We start from the raw sequence: 24066 nt of genomic DNA on the forward strand, positions 1-24066 counted from the left end.
CGGAAATAAAACTGCTGTCAGGGTGCGTCGTTTTTCAGCAAGGCCTCAAGCCGAGCCTTTTCATCCGCCGTCAGCGACGTGCCCGTCACCTTTCCGCTCCGCCGCCGTGCCGCAAAGGCCATCGCGATAGCACCGACCACGAGCAGCACCACGGGCGTCCCCCAAAGCAGCAGGGTCTTAGTTTCGAAGCGTGGCTTCAGAAGCACGAACTCGCCATACCGCGACACGACATAGGCGATCACCTGTTCATCACTGTCGCCCCCGGCAATGCGCTCGCGCACCAGCACGCGCAAATCCTTGGCAAGCTCGGCATTGGAATCGTCGATCGATTGGTTCTGGCAAACCATGCAGCGCAGTTGCGCCGAAAGCGCCCGCGCCCGTGCTTCCAGCGCCGGGTCCTTCATCACCTCATCGGGATTGACGGCAAAAGCCGGCACTGCCGAGAAAACAAGAAACAAGACAAGGGCCAGCCTCCGCATCATTCCGCCGGCCCCAATGCGAGTTTCGGCGCCTTGGCCCGCTTCGGCACGCCGACACGCAGCCGCCGATCACTCAGCGACACCGCCCCGCCGATCATCATCAGCACTGCCCCGCCCCAGATGCAGAGAATGAACGGTTTCCACCAGATGCGGATCACCATCGCCCCATCCGGCGCCGGATCACCCAGCGAAACATAAAGCTGGCTAAACCCGAAGGTGCGGATACCCGCTTCCGTCGTGGGCATGCGCCGCGCCGTATAGATGCGCTTGGACGACCAGAAATCACTGACGACGACACCGCTACGCAAAATATCGAAATGCGCTGCCTCTTCGGTATAGTTCGGCCCCTGCCCCCCGCGCATGCCGTCGAAGCGCAGTGTAAATCCACCGGCCTCCGCCGTCATGCCCGGCTTCATTTCGACAATCGTCTCCGTCGCATAGGCGGTGACCGTGACAATACCGATCAGCGTCACCCCGAGGCCCGCATGGGCAAGCGTCGTCCCGAACGAGGAGCGCGGCAAGCCTTTCAGCCGCGCCCAGGCCGTCGCCAGCGGCAATTTTCCAAGCCCCGACCGTAGCACCAGATCCGTCAAGGCCCCGGCAATCATATAGATGCCGAGCCCGATCCCCGCCGCCGCCATCACCGGCCCGCCATAACGCGCATAAAACACGCCGAGCGCCACAACGAGCCCGAGCCCGATCGCCGCAAACAGCCGCTGCCCCGCGCCCAGCAGATCGCCCCGCTTCCAGGCCAGCAGCGGCCCGAACGGCACGGCCACCAGCAAAGGCAGCATCAGCAGCCCGAAGGTGATGTTGAAAAACGGCGGTCCGACCGAAATCTTCGACCCCGTCAGCGCCTCCAGCGCCAGCGGATAGAGCGTGCCGGTCAAGACCGTCGCCGCCGCCGTCGTCAGGATGAGGTTGTTGTAAACCAGCGCGCCCTCACGCGAGATCGGCGCAAACAGTCCGCCCGCCTTCAATCGCACTGCCCTCACGGCAAAGAGCGACAAGGCCCCGCCGATGAACAGCACAAGGATCATCAGGATAAAGATGCCGCGCCGCGGATCGGTCGCGAAAGCATGCACCGAGGTCAGCACCCCGGAGCGCACAAGGAAGGTCCCGAGCAGCGACAGCGAAAACGTCAATATCGCCAGCAACACCGTCCAAATCTTCAGCGCCTCGCGCTTTTCCATCACCAGCGCCGAATGCAAGAGCGCCGTCCCGGCAAGCCACGGCATGAAGGAGGCATTTTCCACCGGGTCCCAGAACCACCAGCCACCCCAGCCAAGCTCGTAGTAAGCCCAGTAAGAACCCATGGCGATACCGGCGGTCAGGAACGTCCAGGCCGCCAACGTCCAAGGCCGCACCCATCTCGCCCAGGCTGCGTCGATACGACCATCGATCAGCGCCGCCACAGCGAAGGAGAAACAGACGGAAAAACCGACATAACCGAGATAAAGCAGTGGCGGATGGATCGCGAGCCCCACATCCTGCAGCACCGGATTGAGGTCCTTGCCCTCGCCCGGCGCCGGTACCAGCCGGATGAACGGATTGGACGTGAGCAGAATGAACAGCGCAAACGCGGAAGCCACCCAGGCCTGCACGCCCAGTACATTGGCCCGAAGCGTATCCGGCAGATTCCGCCCAAAGACGGCCACCAGCGCCGAAAAGAAAACGAGGATCAGCAGCCAGAGCAGCATCGACCCTTCATGATTGCCCCAAACGCCCGAAAATTTATACAGCAGCGGGATCATCGAGTGGGAATTCTCCCACACATTGGCGACCGAAAAATCCGATGTCACATGGGCATAGGTCAGGGCGCCGAACGACAGCGCCACAAGACAGAAGCTCGCTATTGCCGCCGTCGTGCCCGCCTGCATCAGCGCCCGCTCGCCGCGCCAGGCGCCGATCACCGGCAGCAGCGCCTGCAGGATCGAAGTGGCAAGCGCGAGCACCAGCGCGTAATGGCCGAACTCGATGATCATCGGATCGTCTCCTTGCCGCCGAGCGAAACGCCCTGCGCCTTCAGCCGGTCGGCCACGTCCTTCGGCATGTAGGTCTCATCATGCTTGGCAAGCACGGTATCGGCAACGAAGAGCTTGCCGCCCGGATCGAAAGCCCCCTCGGCCACGACACCCTGCCCCTCGCGAAAAAGGTCAGGTAGAATGCCGGTATAGCTCACCGGCACCGTGCCGATCGTATCGGTCACGACGAAGCTCACCGTCGTCCCTTCACCCCGCTTTACCGAGCCATTCTCGACCAAGCCTCCAAGCCGAATACGCGTCCCCGGAGCAACCGCCGTCTTCTGGAGGTCGCCCGGCACATAAAAATAGGCAACCGACTGGCTGAAGGCGAACATGACCAGCAACACCGCCGCCAGCAAAAACCCGACACCGCCCCCGATAACAGCCAGTCTCTTCTGCTTGCGCGTCATTTCACATCCTTGCCGGCATTGATGCCCAGTTCACTTGCAAGCGCCAGCAGGCCGCGCCCTTGCTCGGTCTCGGCCGGAAAAGCCTGCAGCCCCTGCCGCAACGCCTCGCCCGCCTCGGCCTTGCGGTCGAGAACGGCGTAGGAGCGGACGATCCGCATCCAGCCTTCGAAATTCTTCGGGTCCTGCTTCAGTTTCTCGGCAAGGCTCGCCACCATGCCCTCGATCATCGCGGTGCGATCGCCGCTATCCATGGTCTGCGCCGCCGCCACATCCGCCTCGGTCGGATTGCCCGGCGCCTTGCCACCCGGCACAGCACCACCCTTCAGCTCCGCCAGATGGGTGTTGACCAGCGGCAGCCATGGCGCATCCTTCGGCGAAGCCCGCACCAGCGCCTCGAAGGCACTGCGCGCCTCCTCGGTCTTGCCCTGCTGCTTCAGCGCCAAAGCCAGATAATATTCGGAGCGCGGATCACTCGGCTCCAGCGCCAGCGATTGCTGCAGCGCATCCTGCGCCTCGGTCGTCACCAGCCCGCCCGAAAGCGCAATCAGGCTCTCGGCATAGCCGCCAAGCCGCGCCGGCGTCGGCCCCAGTATGCGGATCGCATTCTGATAGGCTACCCCCGCATCTTCCATTCGCCCTTCGCGATAATAGATCGGCGCCAGAATATCCCAGCCCGCCCCATCTTCCGGGTTCTGCACCAGATGCTGCTCAGCCTTTGCAACGAGAATGTTGATGTCTTCGCCAGGATTGGCAAGCCGCATGGCGAGCGGCGCATCGGGCAGGTCCGGACGCCCCGTCGCCAGATAAAGACAGAGCCCCGCCAGCGGCAGGAAAACGATCACCGCCATCTGCGCGATACGGTTGGCGCGCCGCGCGGAAACCGGCGCTGCCGCCTTCACTGCCTCGTTTGCCGCCAGCAAACGCCGCGCCACCTCGGCCCGCGCAAACTCCGCCTCATCGCCGGAGATCAGCCCGCTCGCCGTATCCCGCTGCAATTCGGCCAGTTGGTCGCGGTAGACCTCGACATCGTGCGATTGGGGAATATCGGTGCGCACCTCGGCCCGCATCAGCGGCAGAAGCAGGGCAACGGCAACGGCCGCCGTCAAAACGGAAACGAGAACCCAGAACAGCATGAGGGCTCAAATACACCGCGCACCCGGCCATTCCAACAGGAAAACCCCTGCTGACGAAAACTTGAGGCGTTTCGCCGCAAGGTGGCAAAAATCAGGTAAGCGGCGTCCAGGTTCCGTCGGCATTGCGGCACGCGACGCCACGCGCCACATTGTCCTGCCCCTTGGCCGTGATGGTATGGCTATACTGCCGGCAATTCTGCGATCCGACCTGATAGGGCGCCGTGGCCACAACCGAGCCGCTGATGCCGGCGCCCTGCCATGTCACCGGCTGCCCGCCGGGTGCGGCTTCCAGCGCGCGATATTCGGCTTCCAGCGCCCGCTGCCGATCCGCCTTGCTGATCGTCAGCCCTGCTTCCTTGCCGACAATGCCGCCACCCAGCGCCGCGATATAGGAGGCCGAGCCCGTCGCCGCCTGCGCCGTGCCGGTTTTCCCGGTCGTCGCGCAGCCGCCAAGCAGCAGCGCGCAGCCGATCAGCACAAGGCCGGCCTTGGTGGAGTTCGTCAAACAGGCGTTCCGGTTCATGATGCGGGACTATCCAGCTCTCGCGTTTGCCATCGCGGTGCAACCCCGCGACACCAATCTTTTTGCATGTGCTCAGCAGGCAGGCAACCTTTGATCCATGGGGGTTCGCCATTCCCAACCCATTTTGCCGTTTTTGCCGGCAGGTCTGTCAAAAAAGTCACGCTTGCGCATCGGAGCAAACCTCAGTTCAGGCCCGGCAAAACCAGTTCCGCCTTCAGTCCACCGATGCCTGCGCGTGAAAGCCCGAGCTTGCCGTGATATTCCCCGGCGATCTCGCTGACGATCGAAAGCCCAAGTCCTGTTCCCGGCTTGCTTTCATCCAGCCGCTTGCCGCGCTTGATCGCGACCGCGATCTCGTCCGGCTCCAGCCCCGGCCCGTCATCCTCGACATCGACGATAATCCAGTTGCGCCGTCCAGGATCGCCCCCCTGCACATTCTCAGGCGCAGGGTGCGCAACGATCCGCACCTGTGTCTCGGCATAGCGCGCTGCATTGTCGAGCAGGTTGCCGATCGTCTCTTCCACGTCCTGCTGCTCCATCGCCAGCATCAATCCCGGCGGCGAGACCGAGAGTTCGAATGTCTTTTCCGGGTGCAGCCGCCGCATCACCCGTACCAGCCGCTCCAGCGCCGGCTCGACATCCGTGCGCGCCAAAATGCTCTCGCGCTGGGCGGCGATACGCGCCCGGTTGAGATAGGATTGAACCTGCATCTGCATGGCATCGGCCTGCGTCTTCACGAGATCGCCATGCGGCGCCTCCAGCACCCGCGCCTCGTTGATCAAGACGGCAATCGGGGTCTTCAGCGAGTGGGCGAGATTTCCAACCTGCATGCGCGCCCGCTCGATGATGCGCCTGTTGCTGTCGATCAGCGCATTGACCTCGCTCGCAAGCGGCTGGATTTCGCGCGGGAAATCCCCATCCAGCCTTTCGCTTTCGCCCGCCCGGATCTTCTCCAGCGACCGCCGCGCCTGATCGAGCGGCCGAAGCCCGAAGAGAATGGCCAGCGCATTCATCCCCAGCCCGCCAAAGCCGAAAATCGAAAGCGCCAGATAAAGATTGCGGTTGAAGTCGTTGATATCGCTTTCCAGCACATCGCGATTGCCCGCGACACGAAAACGCGCCGTATGCCCTTGGATATCGAGCACGACTTCAGTTTCCGCCACTTCCACCGAATTCCCAAAGGAATCGGTCGTCGTATAAAACCGCTCATAGCGGATATCGAACGGCACGTCGTCGACGCTCGGAATCGGCAGCTTACCATTGCCGAGCGAGGTCGACATCAAGGGCGGCGTATTGAACTCGCCAATCGGCTCGACGATCCAGTACCATCCCGTCTGCGGCTGCGAAAACCGGAGATCGCCGAGCTGCGGACTACCCGCCAGCACCGACTTGTCATTGACGACGATAGAATTGATGACGTTATAGAGCTGCGCCCGCAGCAAATCCTGAAACCCGCGCTCGGACCCCTGCCGATAAAGCGTCGAGATCACCACCCCAATCACCACCAGCGCCGCCACGGCCCAGATGGTCGAAACGAGAAGCACGCGCGCTGTCAGCGATTGCGGTTTCAGCATCTCCGGTCACGCCTTGGTTGCTCTCCCTTCTCCCCGACGGGGAGAAGGTGGCGCGTAGCGCCGGATGAGGAGGATGGCCAGTTCGCAATATGCAGCAGACCACCCCCCTCTGCCCTGTCGGGCATCTCCCCCTCAAGGGGGGAGATTGGCTGAAGGTTGCCTCTCGCTCCCGATCTCCCCCCTTGAGGGGGAGATGTCACGAAGTGACAGAGGGGGGTAAAGCCACTCGAAGACACTATCCCAAGACCCCGCATCCCGGCCCCGATCAGGATTTGCCACTCTTGTCCGCGGGAGCGGCGCCCGGCGGCTGCATGCGATAGCCGAGCCCGCGCACGGTCTCGATCAGATCATTGCCGATCTTCTTGCGAAGCCGCCCGACAAACACCTCGATCGTATTGGAATCCCTATCGAAATCCTGATCGTACATATGCTCGACCAACTCGGTGCGCGACACCGCCTGCCCCATATGATGCATCAAATAAGACAACAGCCGAAACTCATGCGAGGTCAGCTTCAGCTGCACCCCATCCACCGTCGCCTTGGACGCCTTGGTATCCAGCCGCACCGGCCCGCAGACGATCTCGGAGCTGGCATGCCCCGCCGCCCGGCGGATCAGCGCCCTGATCCTCGCCAGCACTTCCTCGACATGGAAAGGCTTCGCCACATAGTCGTCGGCGCCTGCATCGATCCCGGCGACCTTGTCGCTCCAGCGGTCGCGCGCCGTCAGGATCAGCACCGGCATGGCCTTGCCCGCTCCGCGCCATTTCTCCAGCACGGTGATGCCGTCCATTTCCGGCAGGCCGATATCGAGGATCACGGCGTCATAGGGTTCGCCGTCGCCGAGATAATGCCCTTCCTCGCCGTCGAACGCCTGATCGACGACATAGCCGGCTTCCTTCAGCGCCTCGGCGAGTTGGCGATTGAGATTGACGTCGTCTTCGACCACGAGAATGCGCATGAATGACTTTCCTCTTGCCCGCCGCGTGCGACAGCAGAATCAGCGATGCCGCTATTCGACCGCCTACCGGGGATTATGCAAGCCCCGCGCAGACGGCGTCCATCACATGGGCACCCGCACCGTCACCTTCTTCGGACGGCCGCCATTGCCGGGAATGAGCACCGTGACGACGCATTTGCCATCCGAGGTCGGCTGGGCCGACAAGAGTTCGCCACCCGTCTCGGCAACGACCTGTGCGGCAGCCGCGCTGCAATCGCCATCGACGGTAACAACCTTCGATGGCAGATCGATGGCATGCGGCGCCAGCCCGGAAAGACCCGCGGCAAGCGTTGCTATGATCAACGGTGAGGACATGAACGCACTTTCAACGACTGACGTTTCTTGCGATTTTAATAAACCATGCTGCCTGAATGGCAAATGAATGTCGGCTCACGGAGACTTCATCTGATTTCCCCGACATTCGCAAGGGCATCCGCCCGACAGATCACCGCAGTCGTTTGTGAGCGGAAACCCGCCCATAGATTGCAATCAGCCCACCCGCCGCCGCGGCGATCGTCGTCAGGGCATCGATCGCCAGTTGCTGATCCTCCGTCCCGATCTCCAGCCCGGCGAGCCGCGCGCAGGACGCAATCACCGCCACAAGGGCACCCCAAACGGTTTTCGACCGATACCAGTCCTTCAAATCCATCATGCCCGCCTCCTGTTACAGATTGACCGTCGCCCGCGCCGCCACCCCGAGCGCCACCTTGGCCCCGACCTGCCGCACCCGAAACGAAATCGCCGCCTGCACGCCCCCGAAATCCGCAACCTCGTTCGCCGCGGAATAAACAAAGGCTGGCCCCGAACTCTCCCCCCACCGCTTGACGCTATCGCCATCGAGAATGTCGATGCGATACCGCTCCTGCGCCTCGTCGAGCGCGATATCCCCATCCAGCCAATGGTCCGCATCGCGCCGCGCACACCGCACCCAGCTCAACCGGATATCCCCGCCAGAAACCCGCTCGGCCCGCAAATGCACCGGCGCCACCGGCGTCTCGGCCCTGACCCCGCCGGCAAAGACGATCGGCCCCACCGCCGCCTCCCCCGCAGCCTCCGCGATGAAATTCAACGGCCGCCCCGCCTCGTCCGCCGCAAGCCCGATCGCCTTCACCGCCCCATCGAGAACGACAGCCGCCGCCCCGACCCCACTCCCGGCCGCCATGGCATCCCCGGTCCCATGCAGCCCGCGCAACAGCCCGGTCAGCCGCCATTCCCCCGCCGCGATCTCCTCGGCGACGAGAAACCCGATGATCTCCCAGACCCCGTTCGCCGCCTGCACGGCCACCCGGTTCTGCCCGTTCAAAACCGCGATCCGCGACCCCGAAGACAACCCACCGAAGTCCATTCGCATCGTCAACGCCTGCGAAAAATCAAACCGCCCGGCCACACCCGCCCCCAAAGCTGCCGTCAAAACCCCCGTCTTCGCCGGCCGCTCGAACCGCTGCCGCACCCGATACCCCTCCACCGTGACTGAGGACGACAAAACAACCTGCCGCCAGGGCCGTGCAAACACCGCCCCCCGCGCAAAGCTGGCGGCACTGCCATCCTCGTATTGCGCAAGGTCCATCAGCATCATCAAAGGCGAAAAAGCATCAGACGCCGATCGAGAAGGCCGCAATCCGCTCTCGGCGACACTGCCACCGCCATTGCCGGAAGGCTGAAACGCCCTAGCCTCCACCCGCCGCATCTTTCCATCTTCGATCCTCTCTATGATGAAGAGCCCCACCGGCCCCTGCTCGAAGGAAACGAGATCTCCCGGTTCCAGCGCCAGTTCCGCCGGCGAAAGACTGAACCGCACCTGCCGCCGCCCGGCCTGATGGTCCTTCAGCACATCCTCGACCGCCCCCGCCGCCATGCCCTCATGCAGCACGGCCGGCGGCGAAAACCGCAGCACCCGCTCGCTCACCACCCCCGCCCGCCGGGACCGCGCTGTCGTCCGGCCGTAATCGGCCGTCGCATCGAAAAACTCGATCATGGCTTCCGCGGCAAAATCACTCCCATGCCCGCGCGTCTCCTCATAGGCCGCCGCATCCCCATCATCCGCCAGCACATCGATTTGGGTCACATTGGCCGCCCGCTTCAGCCGCGAGCGAAACCGCAACACGCCCCCATCCTCGACGGCATCGATCGAAAGCGCCTGCATCAAAGGCTCAAGCACCTCCCGCGCCGACCCCTGCTCGGCCTGCACATACCCCGTGACATCCCCCGTCACATCCGAAACGTCCACATCCAGAAACCCATGATCCGCCAGCACCGCCCGGATCACATCGCCCGCCGTCGCCGCTCCCAGCCGCCCGTTCAGCCAGTGACCGGTCTGCCAGTTGCCGCCATCGGCCCAAAGATCGGTATTTTCGGGAAAAGCCGGCACCGGCCGCGCATCCCAGGTCCAGAGAAAGAGATGGTCAGGATCGACCGCCCCACCGGCTTCCCAATGCCCGAAATGCGCCTCCAGAAACCGCCGCTGCACCAGATCGCACCGCCCGCCGCCCGAAAAATACGGCACGGCATTTTCTGATGATTTCGGATCGACGAACACATTCGGCTGGTTCGCCCCCTTGTCGATCGCCGGACACCCCAGTTCCGTAAACCAGATCGGTTTCGACCCCGGCACCCAGTCGCTGGCCGCGACCCGCTCCACCCCGCCAACCCGGTCATGGTGGAAATTCCCCCACCACCCCAGCAAATCCTTGTAGCGATAAACCCAGTGCTTACCCGCCAGCCCATCGCTGATCGGCGTCCGCACCCGAGCCCGGCGATCGCCCTCGTCCTGATAATACCAGTCGAACCCCTCGCCCCCGGCCACCATCGCCCCCATCGCGCCGGCATCTGCGGAATGCGAAAACCCATCCGGGTTCCCCTCCCAGAGATCGCCATCGCGCCAATCGGACAGCGGCATGTAGTTATCGATCCCGACAGCATCGATATCAGGAGAGGCCCAGAGCGGATCGAGATTGTAAAACACCGACCCATCCGCCGGCTGATAGCCGAAATACTCGCTCCAGTCGGCCGCATAGGTCAGCTTCGTCCCCACCCCGAGAACCGCCCTGACATCCCCAGCCAGTGCAACGAGTTCATCGACAAACGGAAACTGCCCTGCCTCATCGCGAAGCTGCGTCAGCCCGCGAAATTCGGACCCGATGATAAACCCATCGACCCCACCAGCCGCATCCGCCAGCAACGCATAATGCAGCACCAGCCGGCGATACCCCTCATCATCACCGCCCCCGGTCACCGACGTCCCCGAAACCGAAAAATCCTCCGCCTCCGCCGCCCCACAGAAATCCGCGACCTGGCTACGCGCCGCAGCCGTCCGATCGACGGTCCCCGCCTCGCCCGGCCCGGGATGACAGGTAATCCGCCCCCGCCACGGATAGGCTGCCTGCCCAACCCCGCAATAGGGATTCGGCAACGCATTGCCGTCTGCGATATCCATCATCACAAACGGATAGAGATAAACCTTCAGCCCCCGTGCCTTGAGATCGCCAATCGCCGCCACCACACTGGCATCGCTTGGCGTGCCCCCATAAGCCGGCCCGCCGCCATTCTGGCTCACAACCCGCGCATCACCGCGCCCGATCCCGTTCACCGACCAGACCCGGCTCTCCCCCTGCCGCACCGCCGTCTCGACCCCCGGCACGATCCGGCATTCTCCGGCCCGCAGATCGGTCCCGAACCACGACACGACCAGCGCCACCCGCTCCAGCCCCGGACACAGCGCCTGCAGCTCATCGATCGAAGCCTCCCAGTCGCTCCCCGCATGAAAGACGTTGCGATTGATCCGCCGGCTCTTCCCCGCCCCGGTCTTCTCGGTCACGACGCGAGGGTCATAACCATGCTCGCTCGCCCCCGGAATGATCGTGACGGCCTTGATATCTTTCTCCAGCTGCCCGACCGGCCGCAAAACCTCGAACTGGATCACCGGCAAACGATTGCCGAACCCATCAAGCGGCAAGCGCTCGAACACCGCATAGGCCACCCCGCGAAACGCCGGCGCCTCACCCTGCTTCGCCTCGATCAACGGATCGACGGCCTGCTCCTCCGTCCCGCGATAAACCCGCATCTCGATGGTGGTGAGATCAAGCTCCCGCCCATCCGCCCAGACCCGCCGGACACCCGCAATCTCCCCCTCGCAAATCCCCAGCGCGAAATTGGCGAAATAGCGAAACGTCTCCACCCGCGGCCCGCTCGCCTTTCCGCCCTGCCGTTCGCTGCGAACCTCTTCCTCAAACCGCGTTGCCCAGATCAGCGTCCCCCCGATCCGCACGGTGCCATAGGCCCGCGTGATCGCGCTCCCCTCGTCCGCCCCCGGAATCCGCGCATCCCCAAGCCGCGCCCCCGAAATCGCCCGACCACCGATCAACGCCCGGTCGACCACCGAGCCCGCCAAAGCCCCCGCCGCCCGCCCAAGGATCGCACCAACCGGCCCAAACACGCTGCCAAGAGCCGCACCCGCCGCCTGCAAAAGGATCGTCGCCATAAAATCTATCCCTTCCCCGGAAACGGATGCACCGCCGCAATCCGCCGCCGCCACGACGGCACCAGAGCGGATTCCACCACCGCCGCCTGCTCATAGGCATGGATGAACCGCCCACCCCCGCAGAAAATCCCCGCATGCTTCGCCGGCATTTCCGCCCGCCAACGAAACAGCAGCACATCCCCCGCCCGCATCTCCGCCGCCGGCACGCTGGCCCCAAAATGCCGAAGCGCAGCCTCCATCAGCCGCTCCTCGCCACCCCGCTCCGCCCAGTCCGGCTGATAAGCTCCCGGCGCCTCCGGCTCCTCGCCATAAAGATCGCGCCAAACCCCACGCACCAGCCCAAGACAATCGCACCCGATCCCCTTCAAGCTTCCCTGATGCCGATACGGCGTCCCGATCCACTGCCGCGCCGCCTCGACAACTGTTTCGCCACGCGTTTCCCCTTCTTCCCCACGGGGAGAAGGTGGCCCAAAGGGCCGGACGAGGGGGTCTAGAGGAGGGTTATCGCATACGAAGGTGCCGCTTGCTCCTTCCTTCTCCCCGCCTGCGGGGAGAAGGTGCCCGAAGGGCGGATGAGGGGCTCCCTTTCGATATTTTCGGGGAGGAAAGCTTCGCCCCTCACCCTGGCCCTCTCCCCGCAAGCGGGGAGAGGGGACGACAGAGTTCGCCGGGTCTACCGGCCCATTCAAACCCTGCCCATCATCCCTCATAAAGCGCCCGCCCATCATGCACCGTATCGCCATCGGCATAGCCAAAGGCAAAGTCGCTCCCCGGCATGTGCGGAAACCCACGAAAATTCACCCCATTGCCAAACCGCGACCGGCACATGCCAAAGCTCTTGTCGCACCCCACCGTCGCCACAAATGCATCCCCGACAGTCACCGGGAGCGGCAACGGCAACCACAACGAAATCATCGTCTGAGCCCCCTCCCGCCGATGCTCCTCGATATCGACGGCACCCCCGGCATTCCCCCCGCTCGAAAACACCAGCGTCCCCTGCCGGAAAGCCCCCGCCGAAAACCCGTCAAGCCCCGAAACGACAAGCCGCGTCTCCCCCAGAACGGCAACGACAGCCCCCTCCGCCCGATACGCCGCCCCGGACACATCCACACCGCACCGAGCATCCCCAAAGCTCGCATCGCACCGCCGGCTATAAACCCGCCCCTGCGCCTGCCCCAGCCGATGCGTCATGCGCCGAAGCTCGGCCCGAAACGCTCCGCCCGCCCGCACGACCTCGCCGATCTCCTCGACCCGCAACAGGATATGCTCCTCCGGCGCCTGCCAGTTGACGAGAAAAGTCTCGACCTTCGCCCCATCGAAGCGCCCCGCCAGCACATCGGCTTCGGCAATCGCATCCGCCGAAAACCCGCCCGTCACCTCGCCGGCATCGACGGAAAGCCCGTTCGCCATCTCGCTGTCGCTCGCCGCAAACCCGCTCGCCGCCAGAAAAACCGTACCGGAAACGACAAGATCCCGATCATGCTCGGTAAACCCGACAACGACGCCATCGCGCCGCGTCACCCGCCAGCAATGGCAAACCGTCGTCGCATCGCCCTGAAGATGCGCTGCCAAATCAGCCGGGAGCGTCCTCATGGCTTGATCTCCACCAATGGAATCGACGGAATGCGCCCCGCCTGAAACTGCGCCAGATCGATATCGATCCGGTCGGTATCGAACCGCACCGGCACATCGAACCGAAATCCCGCCCGCACCTCGGCACCGACAGCCGGTATCTTCCCCGGCACGAACGTCACCTTGCCCGTCGCCGCATCGAGCCCAAAATCCGCCCCCGGTACCGCCGCCCCCGCCACCGAAAGCACCACACTCCCAGCGACGGGCTTCTCGATCACCCTGATCATCTCGCCCCCGGCATCGGCATAGGTCTTGGACAGCTGAAACACCGCCGTCACCCCATCCCCGACCCCGATCCCCTGATCGGAAGCCGCCACCGTCCCCAGCGGCCCACAGGACTGAAAATCGACCGGATCGCGAAACCGGAACCCATTCAACTGCCCCGCCCGCGCCTCGAAGAATTCGAGCACCCGATAAAGATCGGCCACCGATTTCACCCCCGACCCGGCATCGTAGTGCCGCCTGGCATCCCGCCACCGGCTGTTGCGATTTTCCCGCCCGTTGGAAAGGCTGACGATATCGGTCCGCCGCACCGGCCCGCCGCTTGTCCCAAGCGCCAGCCGCAACGGAAATGCCACCTCATGAAACCCCATGGCCATCCGCAGCTCCCCACCATTTCAAGATTGTCGATGCACGTGCTTACCTTCTGCCCTCGGGGAGAAGGTGGCCCAAAGGGCCGGATGAAGGGGGCTACCCACAGGCTCAAAAAGCGCCCCATCCCCCACTGCAGCAGAGAGAAAACCAGCCCCCACCAGCTTCACCCAAAAGATCAAGCCACCAGCAAAACCCGAATCCCCAGAATCCCCTAGCCGCGAAACCTCACAACCCGCGCTGCCCCCGCCGCACGGTTCTCGTCAGCATCGCAGCGATCTGCCCTTCCGACCGCCGAAAGCTTTCGACATCGGAAGCCGTGACATTGAAGACGACATTCATCCCCCCGCCGCCTGCAGCCGCCACGCCAAGCGCCCCATCCGCCCCGCGCCGCAAGGGCAGGATCGCCTCCGACCCCGCCTCGCCCATCAACCCGGTCCCGCCAGCCATCGGAAAGTAGGTCGGCGCCGACACCACTCCGCCATCGGCAAACGCCTTCACCCCACCCGAAACCCCGGACATCAAACTCCCGATCATCCCTTCCAGCGGTTTCAACCCCGCCGAAAGCGCAATCTCCGTCAGCCGCAGCCCGGCGCTGCGCAAAACATCCTCCAGCCCCTTGCCGCCCCTGACCGCCGAGGTCAGCGCCCCCGTCAGCGCCGACCCAAAGGAGCGCGACCGGTCTTCCAGATCCGCCAGCACCTGCGAAAGCGCATCCGCCTCCTCCCGCGTCCCGGCAAAATCGATCCCCTCATCCGCCATCGCTCAACTCCTTTTCCCCATCCGGAAACATCCGTTGCAAAGCCTCGAACGCCCCGCGATCGATCCCCGCTCCGCGCCGCGCTCCACCCAGCGCCGCCACAAGTTCGCGCGGCGTCATCCGCCAAAAATCATCGGAAGAAAGCCGCAGATAACGGAACCCCACCTCCATCACCGCCTCCCAGGGAAACACCGGCACGGATGTAGTCATATCGTTACCTGCGGCCCTCAAGGGTTTGCGGAAACATCCTCCCCGGCAAACGTCGCCGAAAGCAGCGCCCCCGTCAGCGCCGCCATGGCGGCGAGCCCACCGTCAATGCTCATGCCGGCCACATCCTCGTCATCCATCAGATTGCCGCCACCCCGCAGCCCTGCCCCGAGAATGCGGATCATGTCGGCCGCCTTCAGCCGCCCCTCGCCAAACCGCCCGGCGAGATCGAGCAGATTATCCGCCGCAAACGCCGTCTCCAGTTCCGCCAGCCCGCCGAGCGTCAGGCACAAAATCCGACGCTCCCCATTGATGACAGCCTCGATCTCCCCGCGCCGCCGGTTCGCCCGCCCCACAGTGCCCATCCGCAACCCCCATCACACAGCCGCAAAGCTCAACGCACCCGCCGATTCCAGCGCGATTTCGAACAGCACCTCGCCATTGTACTGCCCGGAATATTCCAGCGCCGTCACCTGAAACGCCCCCGTCACCACCCCGAAATCGGGAATGACGACCTGCCAGTTCAGCACCGAAGCCGCAAAGAACGCACTCCGCACCAAGGCATCGGACGCCTGATCCTTGAAAATCCCCGCCCCCGAAACCGAAGCCCGCTGAATGCCTGTGCCCCCCAGCAATTCCCGCCATCGCCCGGCCGATTCCGAATCCGTGCCATCGACCGTCTCGGCATTGAAGGCGAGCCGCTTCGACCGCAGCCCCGCCACGGTCGCATAGGTCCCGCCATTATCGATCTTCAACAGAAGATCCTTGCCCTTCTGAGCCACCATCCGCCTGTCCTTTCCTGAAACAGCCGCGCCTCTAGAGCGGCTCCGTCACCGCCCGAAACACCATGTCAGCCAGATGCCCCCGCGCCTTCGCATCTCGCCCGACGCGCGTGCGTCGATGCAAGATCCCCACCAGCGCAAACCCGTCCACAATCAATGCCGCATCGTCGAGCAAAGCCCGCACCCGAGCCGCAATCTCCTGCACCGCGCGATGACCGCCCTCGCCGCTGCGCACCTCCAGCGTCACCAGATGCTCTTCCCCCGTTTCGCTTGCAGTGGAAAAATCCCGGCTTTCGATGGACGCGATCCCGACATACGGCCGCCGATCACCGGCAACGACATGATCCCGCACTCCATCCGCCCCCACGAGCGCAATCAGCTCGGCATCCCCCTGCAGCCGCCCATAGATCGCCTTCTGCAAAGCCGCACTCGCGCTCATCGTCCCTCCTCCAGGCACCGGCAGACGAGATAGCGCCCGCCCTCATCGGGATCATGCACCGCCCGGACCAGGAACCGCCGCCCCTCCTTCACAAACCGCATGCCCGAAACCAGATCGCTCCGTTGCCGCACGACAATCTCATGCGTCACCGTCGACTGCCGCAGCCCGCCGGTCTCCACTGACACCGCCGCCACCGGCTCGATCCGCCCCCAGAGCCCGCCGAGGGAAACGAAGCTCACCACCTCACCCCCCTGCCCATCCGCCACCGAAACCGGCCGCTCCAGCTCAAGCCGCACCCGCAGCTCCCCCGGATCGAACACCATCTGCCCCATCTCAGAGCCCCCGCCGCCGAAACGGCGCAATCAGCCGCTCGTAACCGGCCGGCACCCCCGCCGGCTGGTTTTCCGGCGCCACCACCCCGCGATATTCGTAGAGAACGGCGATATGCAGCAGCATCGCCCGCTTCAGCGTGTCCGGCACATCCGTCCCGCTCGCCCCGAAACCGGCGGTAAAATCGATCTCGATCCCGTTCAGCGCCTGTCCCGGCCGCACCCGCCGCGGCAGGATCAGCCGGGCCGGCTGCGCCCGTCCATCCAGCACCATGCCGGCCGTATCCGCCTCGAAAGGATCGCCCGCCTCGTCATAAAGCGTAACGGCATCAATGGTCTGCACCGGGCATCTCGCAATCTGAATCACCGGTCCGTCCGGCCAGTCATCGAGATAGAGGCGAAAGCTGCCCGTCATCAGCACCAGCCCCGTCTCCCGCTCCAGATGCGTGCGGGCAGCGGTGATCAGGCCGGAAAGCAAGCCATCCTCGGTGCTGCCATCCAGGCGCAGATGCGCCTTCACCTCGGCAAGCGTCAGCGGCTCGCCGGCGGGCGGCGTCAGTTCGGCAATGGTCATGAAAAATCTCCGCGCGATAGAGAAGGAAGGGCGGACGCAGCGGGAGGAAAGCCGCGTCCGCCCACACACGGCCCCCCGTCAAACCGGGGCCGAGCGATGCAACATCAGGATGCCGCGAATTTCACGAGCTTGATCGCCTCGAAATTCTGCACGCCGCCGCCGACACGCTTGGTCGTATAAAACAGCACATACGGCTTGGCCGAATAGGGATCGCGCAACACCCGAACCCCGGTGCGATCGACGACAAGATAGCCCGCCGCGAAATTGCCGAACGCAATCGAGAAGCTGTTGGCCGCGATATCCGGCATGTCCTCCGCTTCCGCGATCGAAAAGCCCATCAGCGAAGCCTGCTGCCCCGCCGTTGCCGGCGGCCGCCACAGATAGTTGCCGTCGGCATCCTTGAACTTGCGGATTTCCGCCTGCGTCTTGCGGTTCATCACGAAGGCCGCATTCTGCCGATGCCCCGCCTTCAGCGCATAGATGGTATCGACCAGCGTGTCGGAAGGCCCGCTCGGCTTGAAGGCGCCCGCCGCCCCGGTCGCGACATAGCCGATATTGCCCCAGCTCCAGCTGCTTTCCGCGACATTGGTATAGGAGAGAAAGCCCTTCGGCTTGTTGGTCCCGTCGCCGGAAACGAAAGCCGTGCCCTCCTGCTCGCCGAAAGCGATATCGACTTCGGAAGCGATCCAGCTCTCGATATCGACAGCCCCATCGTCGAGCAAGGCCGCCGTCGCCGCCGGCATGGCATAAAGCTCCATGGTCGGGAAGGACAGTTCGGCCAGCTGCGGCGTGGTCGTCTGCGGCCTTGCCGCCGTCTCCGACACCCAGCCGGTCGCCATGCCGGAAAGCGCAAAAGGCTTCTTCAGCACGGCGCCCGAAACCTGCCGCACCGTCGCCATCGAGCGGATCGGCGACAGCACCGAAAGCCTGCGGCCGATCTCGCTGTCGGTCTCGTTCGGCACCAGATAACCGCCGTCGCTGGCCGAGCCGATCGAAAACGCCTTCGCTTCCAGCGCCCTCAGCGCCTGCTCGTCGCCGCGGCGAACATAGCTTTCAAACGCCGCCTTATGCTCCTCCGCCTCCGGCGAAAGCGCATCGTCACGGCCGAGCACCGGCCGCGCCTTTTTCAGCACCATCTGGTCCATGGCGCGCTTCTGCTCGTCCATGGCGCGCGAAATGCGGTCCATCTTCTCGCGGGTCACGACATCGGCGGTCAGCTTGCCCTCAAGTTCGGCGAGCCTGCGATCATTGGTCTCCTTGAAGCTCTCGAAGGCTCCCATGAAGTCCTCGAAAGCCGCCGTCATCGTTTCCGGCACATGCTTGATTTCCGGCGCCATCGCCGGGATGTTCGTCGCAGTCTCAGTCATCGGCACATCCTTCCTTGGGTTTTCATCATCCGGGCCGCCCGGCGCATGCTGCGCACGAGTTCCGTTTCCGTGTCGCGGAACCACCGCGCATTCTTCACGTTGGAGACGCGGGCCGAGGGCAGCATCGGAAAGGTCACGATCGAGATCTCCCAGAGATCCGCCTCCAGAATTCGTCTCACCCCGCCCTTGTCCGTCTTCGCCTTCACCGTCTGGAAGCCAATGGAAAGTCCATCGAGCGCCCCGTTCTTCATCAACTGGTGCACCTCGCGCGCCCGCTCGACGCCCGGCGTCAACACGCCCTCGACATAAAGCCCGCGCCCATCCTCGCGGATCGTCTTCCAGGTGCCGAGCGGCTCGGCCGGATCGTGCTGAAACAGCATCCGCACCCCGCCTGCCCCGCGCCGTGCCAGCGAGTGCGCAAAAGCCCCCGGCTCGATTGCATCCTTGCCGAGATCGATCTCGCCGAAGACGCTGGCATAGCCGGAAAACCGCCCCTCGCCGGTCACCCCGGCAAGGCTCAAATTGGCAAACTTCTTCGTCCGCCAGACCGGAAGGCCATCGGTTGTCATTGATTTCTCCATGTCTGGAATGCGCCCTGCCGGACGCCCCTTGAAAACTCTGCCGTCAGCCGCCGGGCCGACCGAACCGCGCCGCAATCCGCGCCGCCGCCCCGAGCACCCACCAGGCGCAAAGGCTTGCCGCCGCAGATCCGGTCAGCAGCATCTCGCTGCCGGAAATCTCGCCCGCAATCCCCAGCCATCCGACAAGCCAAACCCCGGTCGGCGCCCCGAAGATCAGTCCGCAAGCCGTCCCCGTCAGAAACCGCGATGCCGCCTCCTGCCGGCTGCGCGGCAGCATATAGACGAGCGACACTGCCGCCCCCGCCACCGCCCCCAGCGCATTGGCAGCCCACAAGCCAGGATCGTTACCGATGTCAGCCATTTGTTAAGCCTCCTCGTCTAAAATGAAATCCTGCCCGGCCCACAACGCCGGACACCCGCGCGCAGCCTCCTTCACGAGGTCATGCCCAGCATAAGCGCCGATTTCCCGAATCTTTGGAATCCCTTGCCGAGATCGGCTGAGAGCCTGATTCAAGCCCCTCACAAACCGATTCCGCTTCGTCGCACCGTGAATCCCGCGACGCCCACAACATCCTGATTTCATGGGACAGAAAGCCGCCGCAACCTCCCCCCTTCTCCCCTCGGGGAGAAGATGCCCGAAGGCAGATGAGGGTGTTTTCTCCACAAACTCCGAGCCAGCCGCCCCCCTCATCCGACCCTTCGGGCCACCTTCTCCCCAAGGGGAGAAGGGAAAGAGAGCAAGCCGCTCCCCACCCACGGAATGAAGGCAGCCAACAAACCGGATGAGGGGTAGCCCCTCAATACCCCACAGCCCGCCGCTTCTCCTCGTCACTCAAAAAGTCCGCATCCTTCAGCCGCGCCCAGACCTCGTTGCGCTCGCCCGTCAACCCCGCCACCTGATCCAGATCCGGCCGCAACGCCAGCCCCTCGCCATAGAGGTCCGACAGCCACCCCGAAAGCGCCGCCGCTGTCCTCAGCACCAGCGGCAACACCGTCAGCCGATAAAACGCCCGGTTCGCCTCCTGATAGTTGGCGTAGGTATTGTCGCCGGGAATCCCGACCAGCATCGGCGGCACTCCAAACGCCAAAGCGATATCCCGCGCCGCGCCGTTCTTCGCCTCGACGAAATCCATATCCTTCGGCGAAAGCCCCATCGCCTTCCAGTCGAGCCCACCTTCGAGCAGCAACGGCCGCCCCGCCCGCGTCGCGCCGGAATAGCCCTCCTCCAGCTCGCTCTTCAGCCGGTCATATTGGTCGGCGGAAAGATTGCCGCCCTCCTTCGGCTGATAGACCAGCGCGCCGGAAGGCCGCGCCGAATTGTCGAGCAGCGCCTTGTTCCAGGTCGCCGCCGCATTGGAGAGATCGAGCGCCATCTGCGCCGCCGCCAGCGGCGGAAAGCCGAGATGATCATCCAGCGGATGAAACAGCTTCAGGTGCAAAATCCCGCCCGGCCCGGCCGGATAACGCCGAACCCGCCCGCCGATCCGGTATTCATAGCCCTCCGGCCACCCGTCGCGATCCTCCAGCACCCGCACCCGATCCGGCCGCAAAAGATGCAGCTCCCGCGGCTCGGCCCCGATCCGGACCGCCTCGACATAGGCATTGCCGGACAGCATCAGGTGCCCATACAGCGCCTCGAGAAAATCCGCCCCTGCCATCTGCCCGTTCGGCCGCGCCAACAGCGACAGCGCCGCGTGCTGGCCAATCTCGTCATCCCCGTCATACAGCAGCAACGGCACAGCCGCCGAGGCCTCCGACACCATCCGTACCGCGCGGTAAGCCACCGGATTGCGCTGATACCCCTGCTCGGCCAGTGCCCGATACGACCGCCCCGTCCAATGGGCCGCCGCCTCATGCGCGACCGCCACGACCCCCGAAGCCGCCTTCGTCTCGCGCACCGGCCGCCGGAACATCCCCCGCAACGGATTTTTCATCGCCCATCCTTCCCCTCAAAACAGCAACAAGCATCGCAGCCTGTGGAAACCTTCGTTTCAACTTTAACCACGCCGGAATTTCTAATCGATTTAATGAATTTCAATCGTTTAAACTGTTTAATACCCTGATTTACTTCGGCTTTGAGATGTGACAGGACGACGACAGCAATATGATATTGTTTCTCTCGGAGGAGATGCTGCATGCAGAATACCGGCAAGACCCCGGCCGAAACCGCCGCCCCCACCATGCCCCAGTACCTCGTCGACCGCTTCGAAAACGAATGGCGCCAGATGCGCGCCAGCGCCGCCGAAACGCCGAAGGCCGCCACCGACAAGCGCTGATCTGAAATCGCCGCAGCCGTCTGGAACCATTTCCAAACTGCGGTGTTTCAGCCCCGGTCTATTTGTGGCCACATCCGCAACAGGGAGTATCGTGATGACCAGATCCGTATCCTCGGCCATGTCCCAGGAGCTCTTCGATCGTTTCGAAAACGAGTGGCGCCGGGTGCGCGAAACCGCATCCGAAGAAAAGCCGGCCCGCAAGGACCCCGCCGAATAGGCGCATCGCCCTTCCCCGGAGAGGCAATTCTGCCTCTCCGGCTTATACCCGCCGCACCCGCGGCTCGCCGTTTCCTTCCAGCATCAGCGCCGTCAGCGCCCAGACCAGCGCATCGAGCCTGTCCGGCGAACGTCCGCTCGAAAGCCCGTCCGGCCCGAAATCACACATCTGGTCGGTCAACGCGGAAAACGCGCCGGCATGCACCACCCGCCCCTGCTCATAGAGTGCGGCCACCGGCTCCGCCCGCAGCCATTTTCCCCGCGTCGCCCGCACCGCCGCCACCGGTAGCCCGGCATCGATCCCGCGCAGCACGGCAGATACCATCTCGCCCCCCTGGTTCACCTCAGCCACGACCCGGTCCGCATCGAACCGCCGGAAGGCCCGCACCACCGCCGCCCCCCAGCCCGCCGGGCTCGCCCCTTCCACGGAGCAATCCGCCAGCACCACGCCGCGCCCGGCCCGATCCAGCCCCGCAACCACGATCCCGCAGCACGAGGCCGGCCCCGTCCCCGCCGGCGGATCGACCGCCACGACGATCCGCTGCAACGGTCCGCTCTCGCCAAGCCCAGCCCGCAAGGTCAGCGCCTCGATCGCCGCCCGCGACCAAAGCCCGTCCTCCCGGTCGGCGATCATCTCGCCATCCAGTTCCTGCCGCCCCAGCCGCGTGCCGCCATAGCGCCCCGCCATCGCGTCCAGAAACCCCGGCGCCAGATTGCCGGCATTGTCGAGCGTGCGGATGCGTCGCATCACCGTCGTCGGCTCGGCCATCAATTTCTTCAAAAGCGGCAAAGGCCGCGGCGTGGTGGTGATCATCAGCCGCGGATCGCTCCCCAGCCGCAGCCCGAATTGCAGCATGTCGAAGGTCTCCTCCGCATGCCGCCATTTCCCGACTTCATCCGCCCAGGCATAATCGAATTGCGGCCCGCGCAAACTTTCCGGGTCCTCGGAGGAAAAGATCTGCGCCACGGTCCCGTTCGGCCAGACGAGCCTGCGGCGCGAAGTCTCGAAATCCGGCCGGTTGCGCTGCGCGATCCGGCAGATGCCGGAGATGCCATCGATCATCACCTCGCGCGCATCGCCCAGCGTTTCCGCCACCAGCGCGATCCGCAATCCCGGCCGCGCGCCCGCCATCGTCGCCAGCCCATGAACCCATTCGGCCCCGGCCCCGCGTCTTTCCCGATCCGCGCCCGCCCATCAGCAGCCAGACCCGCCAGTCGCCCTCGGGCGCCTTCTGCTCCAGCCGCCCGCTTACCCGCCAGTCGGAAAGAACACGCCGATAAAGCCGGCTCCTCCCCAGCTCCTCCTCATCCGCCGGTCCTCCCTTCTCCCCAGCGGGGAGAAGGTGGCCCGAAGGGCCGGCTGAGGGGGTTTTCTCAACATATTCAGCGCCAGCCGCCCCACCCCCCTCTGCCCTGTCGGGCATCTCCCCTTCAAGGGGAGAGATCAGCTGGGGGGTGCCTCTTGCTCCCGATCGCCCCCCTTGAGGGGTAGATGTCAGCGAAGCTGACAGAGGGGGGTAATGCGGCAAACTCGACGCCAACGAACCCGGCATCGAAGTCGCACCTAACCGCTCCGTCACCTCCCGCCCCGCCCCCTTGGCACCCTCGACCACCCCGCGCAGCGCCTCCATCTTATCCCGATGTTGCGCCATCACCTTCCCGGCCTTCAGCACCGCCGCCTCCGCCTTCCGCGCCATCCGGCGGCTTTCCCCCGATACATCGCAACCGGGCAAGCTCCTCGGCCCGCCGTTCGACCCTTGCGTCGAACTCAGCAACGAGCGCTTCGAGGTTTTCATCAACGGCGTCGGCCTCGGCGCGTCGGTCATGGGCGATGGTCCTCTGCAGGCTGTCGATCTTTTCGAGCGTGCGGATGATCAGCGACATCGCCTCCAGGCTCGCCTTCGCGTCCGCCTGAACTGTCTTGCGGTCGATCTCGCCGACCTCCTCGAGAGCGTCGCTTCCGCGGCCCGTCGCAGCACCTGAAACTGCTGCAGCTGCTGCTTCAGCTCCTTGGTCATGACGTTCAGCATGTCCTGCAGCTCATCGAGCGCCGAGCCCGCGCCTTGCGCCTTGGTATCGAGCACCACCTGTCCGGCCACATCCGCCAGCCGCTCCCAGCGATCCCCGCACAGGCCGTCATAGACCGGCGCCTTCGGCCAGAGGCCAAACACGTCCGGATCGAAATCCGCTTCCATCACCGATGTCCTTGAAATCGCAGAAACAACAAAGGCCGTCGCATCTTCCGACGCTCCGGCCTCATCCGCAGTTTTCCGACTATGCCATAACCCTATCAAAGCACCGTGACGGCGTCAAGGACTATTTTCCTATTTTAGGGAAATTTTCTTCATTTTGCAGGATCGCCTATCCATGCTACCCTTGCGCAATGAGAACCGAGGACCTGGAAAAGCGGGCCTTGAGCCTGCCCGGCGCGATAGAAAGCGCCCATTTCGGAAAACGCGATTTTCGCGTCGGCAAGCGCATCTTCATGAGCCTGCCGGAGCCCGGCCGGGCCGTCTTCAAGTTCACACCGGACCAGCAGCGCTTCCTGCTCGAAACCGAACCCGGCCTCTGCAGCGCCGTCCCCGGCGGCTGGGGCGCCAAGGGCTGGACCTCGCTTTATTTCACCGAAGCCGACGAAACCATCATCGACAGCATCATGGAAACCGCCTGGCGCAACGTCGCCCCCGCAGCCTGC

Annotated in this window: 27 protein-coding genes and 3 pseudogenes; 3 read left to right on the plus strand and 27 right to left on the minus strand. The window is 64.4% G+C overall.

Annotation, left to right across the window (positions count from 1 at the left end; translation table 11 throughout):
• Positions 1-17: 17 nt before the first annotated feature.
• The 24 genes and pseudogenes from ASC86_RS01420 to ASC86_RS01540 all read right to left on the minus strand — a co-directional run bounded on the left by ASC86_RS01420 (position 18) and on the right by ASC86_RS01540 (position 20813).
• Positions 18-482 (minus strand): cytochrome c-type biogenesis protein, encoded by a 465-nt coding sequence (locus tag ASC86_RS01420; protein ID WP_056315139.1) that lies wholly within the window; start codon positions 480-482, stop codon positions 18-20.
• Positions 479-2464 carry a heme lyase CcmF/NrfE family subunit gene (locus tag ASC86_RS01425; RefSeq protein WP_056315141.1) on the minus strand — a complete coding sequence of 662 codons (1986 nt, stop codon included), beginning with the start codon at positions 2462-2464 and terminating at the stop codon, positions 479-481. Before ASC86_RS01425 ends, ASC86_RS01420 begins: the two co-directional genes overlap by 4 nt.
• Positions 2461-2913, minus strand: coding sequence for a cytochrome c maturation protein CcmE (gene ccmE / locus ASC86_RS01430; RefSeq protein ID WP_056315143.1), 453 nt, complete (start codon positions 2911-2913; stop codon positions 2461-2463). Before ccmE ends, ASC86_RS01425 begins: the two co-directional genes overlap by 4 nt.
• On the minus strand, positions 2910-4046 hold the full coding sequence (gene ccmI, locus ASC86_RS01435) for a c-type cytochrome biogenesis protein CcmI (protein WP_056315144.1): 1137 nt from the start codon (positions 4044-4046) through the stop codon (positions 2910-2912). The genes ccmE and ccmI overlap by 4 nt, the downstream gene beginning before the upstream one ends.
• Before the next feature lie 91 nt (positions 4047-4137).
• Positions 4138-4506 carry a hypothetical protein gene (locus ASC86_RS01440; protein ID WP_244477536.1) on the minus strand — a complete coding sequence of 123 codons (369 nt, stop codon included), beginning with the start codon at positions 4504-4506 and terminating at the stop codon, positions 4138-4140.
• 245 nt (positions 4507-4751) lie between these two features.
• The gene (locus ASC86_RS01445) at positions 4752-6140 is read right to left on the minus strand and encodes a HAMP domain-containing sensor histidine kinase (protein WP_056318084.1); all 1389 of its coding nucleotides are present in this window, start codon (positions 6138-6140) and stop codon (positions 4752-4754) included.
• A gap of 268 nt (positions 6141-6408) precedes the next feature.
• Entirely contained in the window at positions 6409-7101 is a 693-nt protein-coding gene (locus tag ASC86_RS01450; RefSeq protein ID WP_056315149.1) for a response regulator transcription factor, read from the minus strand.
• Positions 7102-7203: 102 nt separating this feature from the next.
• On the minus strand, positions 7204-7455 hold the full coding sequence (locus ASC86_RS01455) for a hypothetical protein (RefSeq protein WP_056315151.1): 252 nt from the start codon (positions 7453-7455) through the stop codon (positions 7204-7206).
• Between the two features lie 130 nt (positions 7456-7585).
• Positions 7586-7792 (minus strand): hypothetical protein, encoded by a 207-nt coding sequence (locus ASC86_RS01460; RefSeq protein ID WP_056315153.1) that lies wholly within the window; start codon positions 7790-7792, stop codon positions 7586-7588.
• 12 nt (positions 7793-7804) lie between these two features.
• Positions 7805-11617: a glycoside hydrolase/phage tail family protein gene (locus ASC86_RS01465; RefSeq protein ID WP_056315155.1), complete on the minus strand. Its 3813-nt coding sequence runs from the start codon at positions 11615-11617 to the stop codon at positions 7805-7807.
• Positions 11618-11622: 5 nt separating this feature from the next.
• Positions 11623-12045 (minus strand): annotated as a pseudogene (locus tag ASC86_RS26450) (NlpC/P60 family protein); the annotation flags it as partial.
• 271 nt (positions 12046-12316) lie between these two features.
• Entirely contained in the window at positions 12317-13210 is an 894-nt protein-coding gene (locus tag ASC86_RS01475) for a DUF2163 domain-containing protein (RefSeq protein ID WP_056315156.1), read from the minus strand.
• A complete protein-coding gene (locus ASC86_RS01480; RefSeq protein WP_056315158.1) occupies positions 13207-13848 on the minus strand; it encodes a DUF2460 domain-containing protein in 642 nt (213 codons plus the stop codon). Before ASC86_RS01480 ends, ASC86_RS01475 begins: the two co-directional genes overlap by 4 nt.
• Positions 13849-14068: 220 nt before the next feature.
• A complete protein-coding gene (locus tag ASC86_RS01485) occupies positions 14069-14602 on the minus strand; it encodes a phage tail tape measure protein (RefSeq protein WP_056315161.1) in 534 nt (177 codons plus the stop codon).
• A complete protein-coding gene (locus tag ASC86_RS01490; protein WP_056318088.1) occupies positions 14592-14810 on the minus strand; it encodes a rcc01693 family protein in 219 nt (72 codons plus the stop codon). The genes ASC86_RS01485 and ASC86_RS01490 overlap by 11 nt, the downstream gene beginning before the upstream one ends.
• A 17-nt stretch (positions 14811-14827) precedes the next feature.
• Complete coding sequence (locus ASC86_RS01495; protein WP_056315164.1) at positions 14828-15172, minus strand: gene transfer agent family protein; 345 nt, start codon at positions 15170-15172, stop codon at positions 14828-14830.
• Between the two features lie 12 nt (positions 15173-15184).
• Positions 15185-15592 (minus strand): phage major tail protein, TP901-1 family, encoded by a 408-nt coding sequence (locus ASC86_RS01500; protein ID WP_056315166.1) that lies wholly within the window; start codon positions 15590-15592, stop codon positions 15185-15187.
• 31 nt (positions 15593-15623) lie between these two features.
• Positions 15624-16028 (minus strand): DUF3168 domain-containing protein, encoded by a 405-nt coding sequence (locus ASC86_RS01505; RefSeq protein ID WP_056315167.1) that lies wholly within the window; start codon positions 16026-16028, stop codon positions 15624-15626.
• On the minus strand, positions 16025-16351 hold the full coding sequence (locus ASC86_RS01510) for a phage head closure protein (protein WP_056318091.1): 327 nt from the start codon (positions 16349-16351) through the stop codon (positions 16025-16027). Before ASC86_RS01510 ends, ASC86_RS01505 begins: the two co-directional genes overlap by 4 nt.
• A gap of 10 nt (positions 16352-16361) precedes the next feature.
• A complete protein-coding gene (locus ASC86_RS01515; protein ID WP_056315169.1) occupies positions 16362-16931 on the minus strand; it encodes a head-tail connector protein in 570 nt (189 codons plus the stop codon).
• A gap of 104 nt (positions 16932-17035) precedes the next feature.
• Positions 17036-18298: a phage major capsid protein gene (locus ASC86_RS01520; protein ID WP_056315171.1), complete on the minus strand. Its 1263-nt coding sequence runs from the start codon at positions 18296-18298 to the stop codon at positions 17036-17038.
• A complete protein-coding gene (locus tag ASC86_RS01525) occupies positions 18295-18867 on the minus strand; it encodes an HK97 family phage prohead protease (protein ID WP_056315173.1) in 573 nt (190 codons plus the stop codon). The genes ASC86_RS01520 and ASC86_RS01525 overlap by 4 nt, the downstream gene beginning before the upstream one ends.
• 55 nt (positions 18868-18922) lie before the next feature.
• Complete coding sequence (locus ASC86_RS01530) at positions 18923-19240, minus strand: DUF6107 family protein (protein WP_056315174.1); 318 nt, start codon at positions 19238-19240, stop codon at positions 18923-18925.
• 436 nt (positions 19241-19676) lie between these two features.
• A complete protein-coding gene (locus ASC86_RS01540) occupies positions 19677-20813 on the minus strand; it encodes a phage portal protein (RefSeq protein ID WP_056315178.1) in 1137 nt (378 codons plus the stop codon).
• Positions 20814-21014: 201 nt separating this feature from the next.
• On the opposite strand from ASC86_RS01540, the gene ASC86_RS26170 reads away from it, so the two are divergent.
• Together ASC86_RS26170 and ASC86_RS26835 are read left to right on the plus strand one after the other, a co-directional pair.
• Complete coding sequence (locus tag ASC86_RS26170) at positions 21015-21155, plus strand: hypothetical protein (protein WP_200943761.1); 141 nt, start codon at positions 21015-21017, stop codon at positions 21153-21155.
• Between the two features lie 94 nt (positions 21156-21249).
• Positions 21250-21372: a hypothetical protein gene (locus tag ASC86_RS26835; protein WP_280136962.1), complete on the plus strand. Its 123-nt coding sequence runs from the start codon at positions 21250-21252 to the stop codon at positions 21370-21372.
• A 42-nt stretch (positions 21373-21414) separates the two neighbouring features.
• Here the strand turns inward: ASC86_RS26835 and ASC86_RS01545 are convergent.
• The 3 genes and pseudogenes from ASC86_RS01545 to ASC86_RS01555 form a co-directional block, all read right to left on the minus strand.
• Positions 21415-22612 (minus strand): annotated as a pseudogene (locus ASC86_RS01545) (terminase family protein).
• 391 nt (positions 22613-23003) lie between these two features.
• Positions 23004-23255 carry a hypothetical protein gene (locus ASC86_RS01550; protein ID WP_056315180.1) on the minus strand — a complete coding sequence of 84 codons (252 nt, stop codon included), beginning with the start codon at positions 23253-23255 and terminating at the stop codon, positions 23004-23006.
• On the minus strand, positions 23246-23566 hold the full coding sequence (locus tag ASC86_RS01555) for a hypothetical protein (RefSeq protein WP_056315182.1): 321 nt from the start codon (positions 23564-23566) through the stop codon (positions 23246-23248). The genes ASC86_RS01550 and ASC86_RS01555 overlap by 10 nt, the downstream gene beginning before the upstream one ends.
• 188 nt (positions 23567-23754) lie before the next feature.
• Here ASC86_RS01555 and ASC86_RS24905 point away from each other — a divergent pair.
• Positions 23755-24063, plus strand: a pseudogene (locus ASC86_RS24905) (MmcQ/YjbR family DNA-binding protein); the annotation flags it as partial.
• Positions 24064-24066: the final 3 nt, after the last annotated feature.

This window comes from Rhizobium sp. Root1212 (assembly GCF_001424985.1).
In the GTDB taxonomy this organism is placed as follows: domain Bacteria; phylum Pseudomonadota; class Alphaproteobacteria; order Rhizobiales; family Rhizobiaceae; genus Pararhizobium.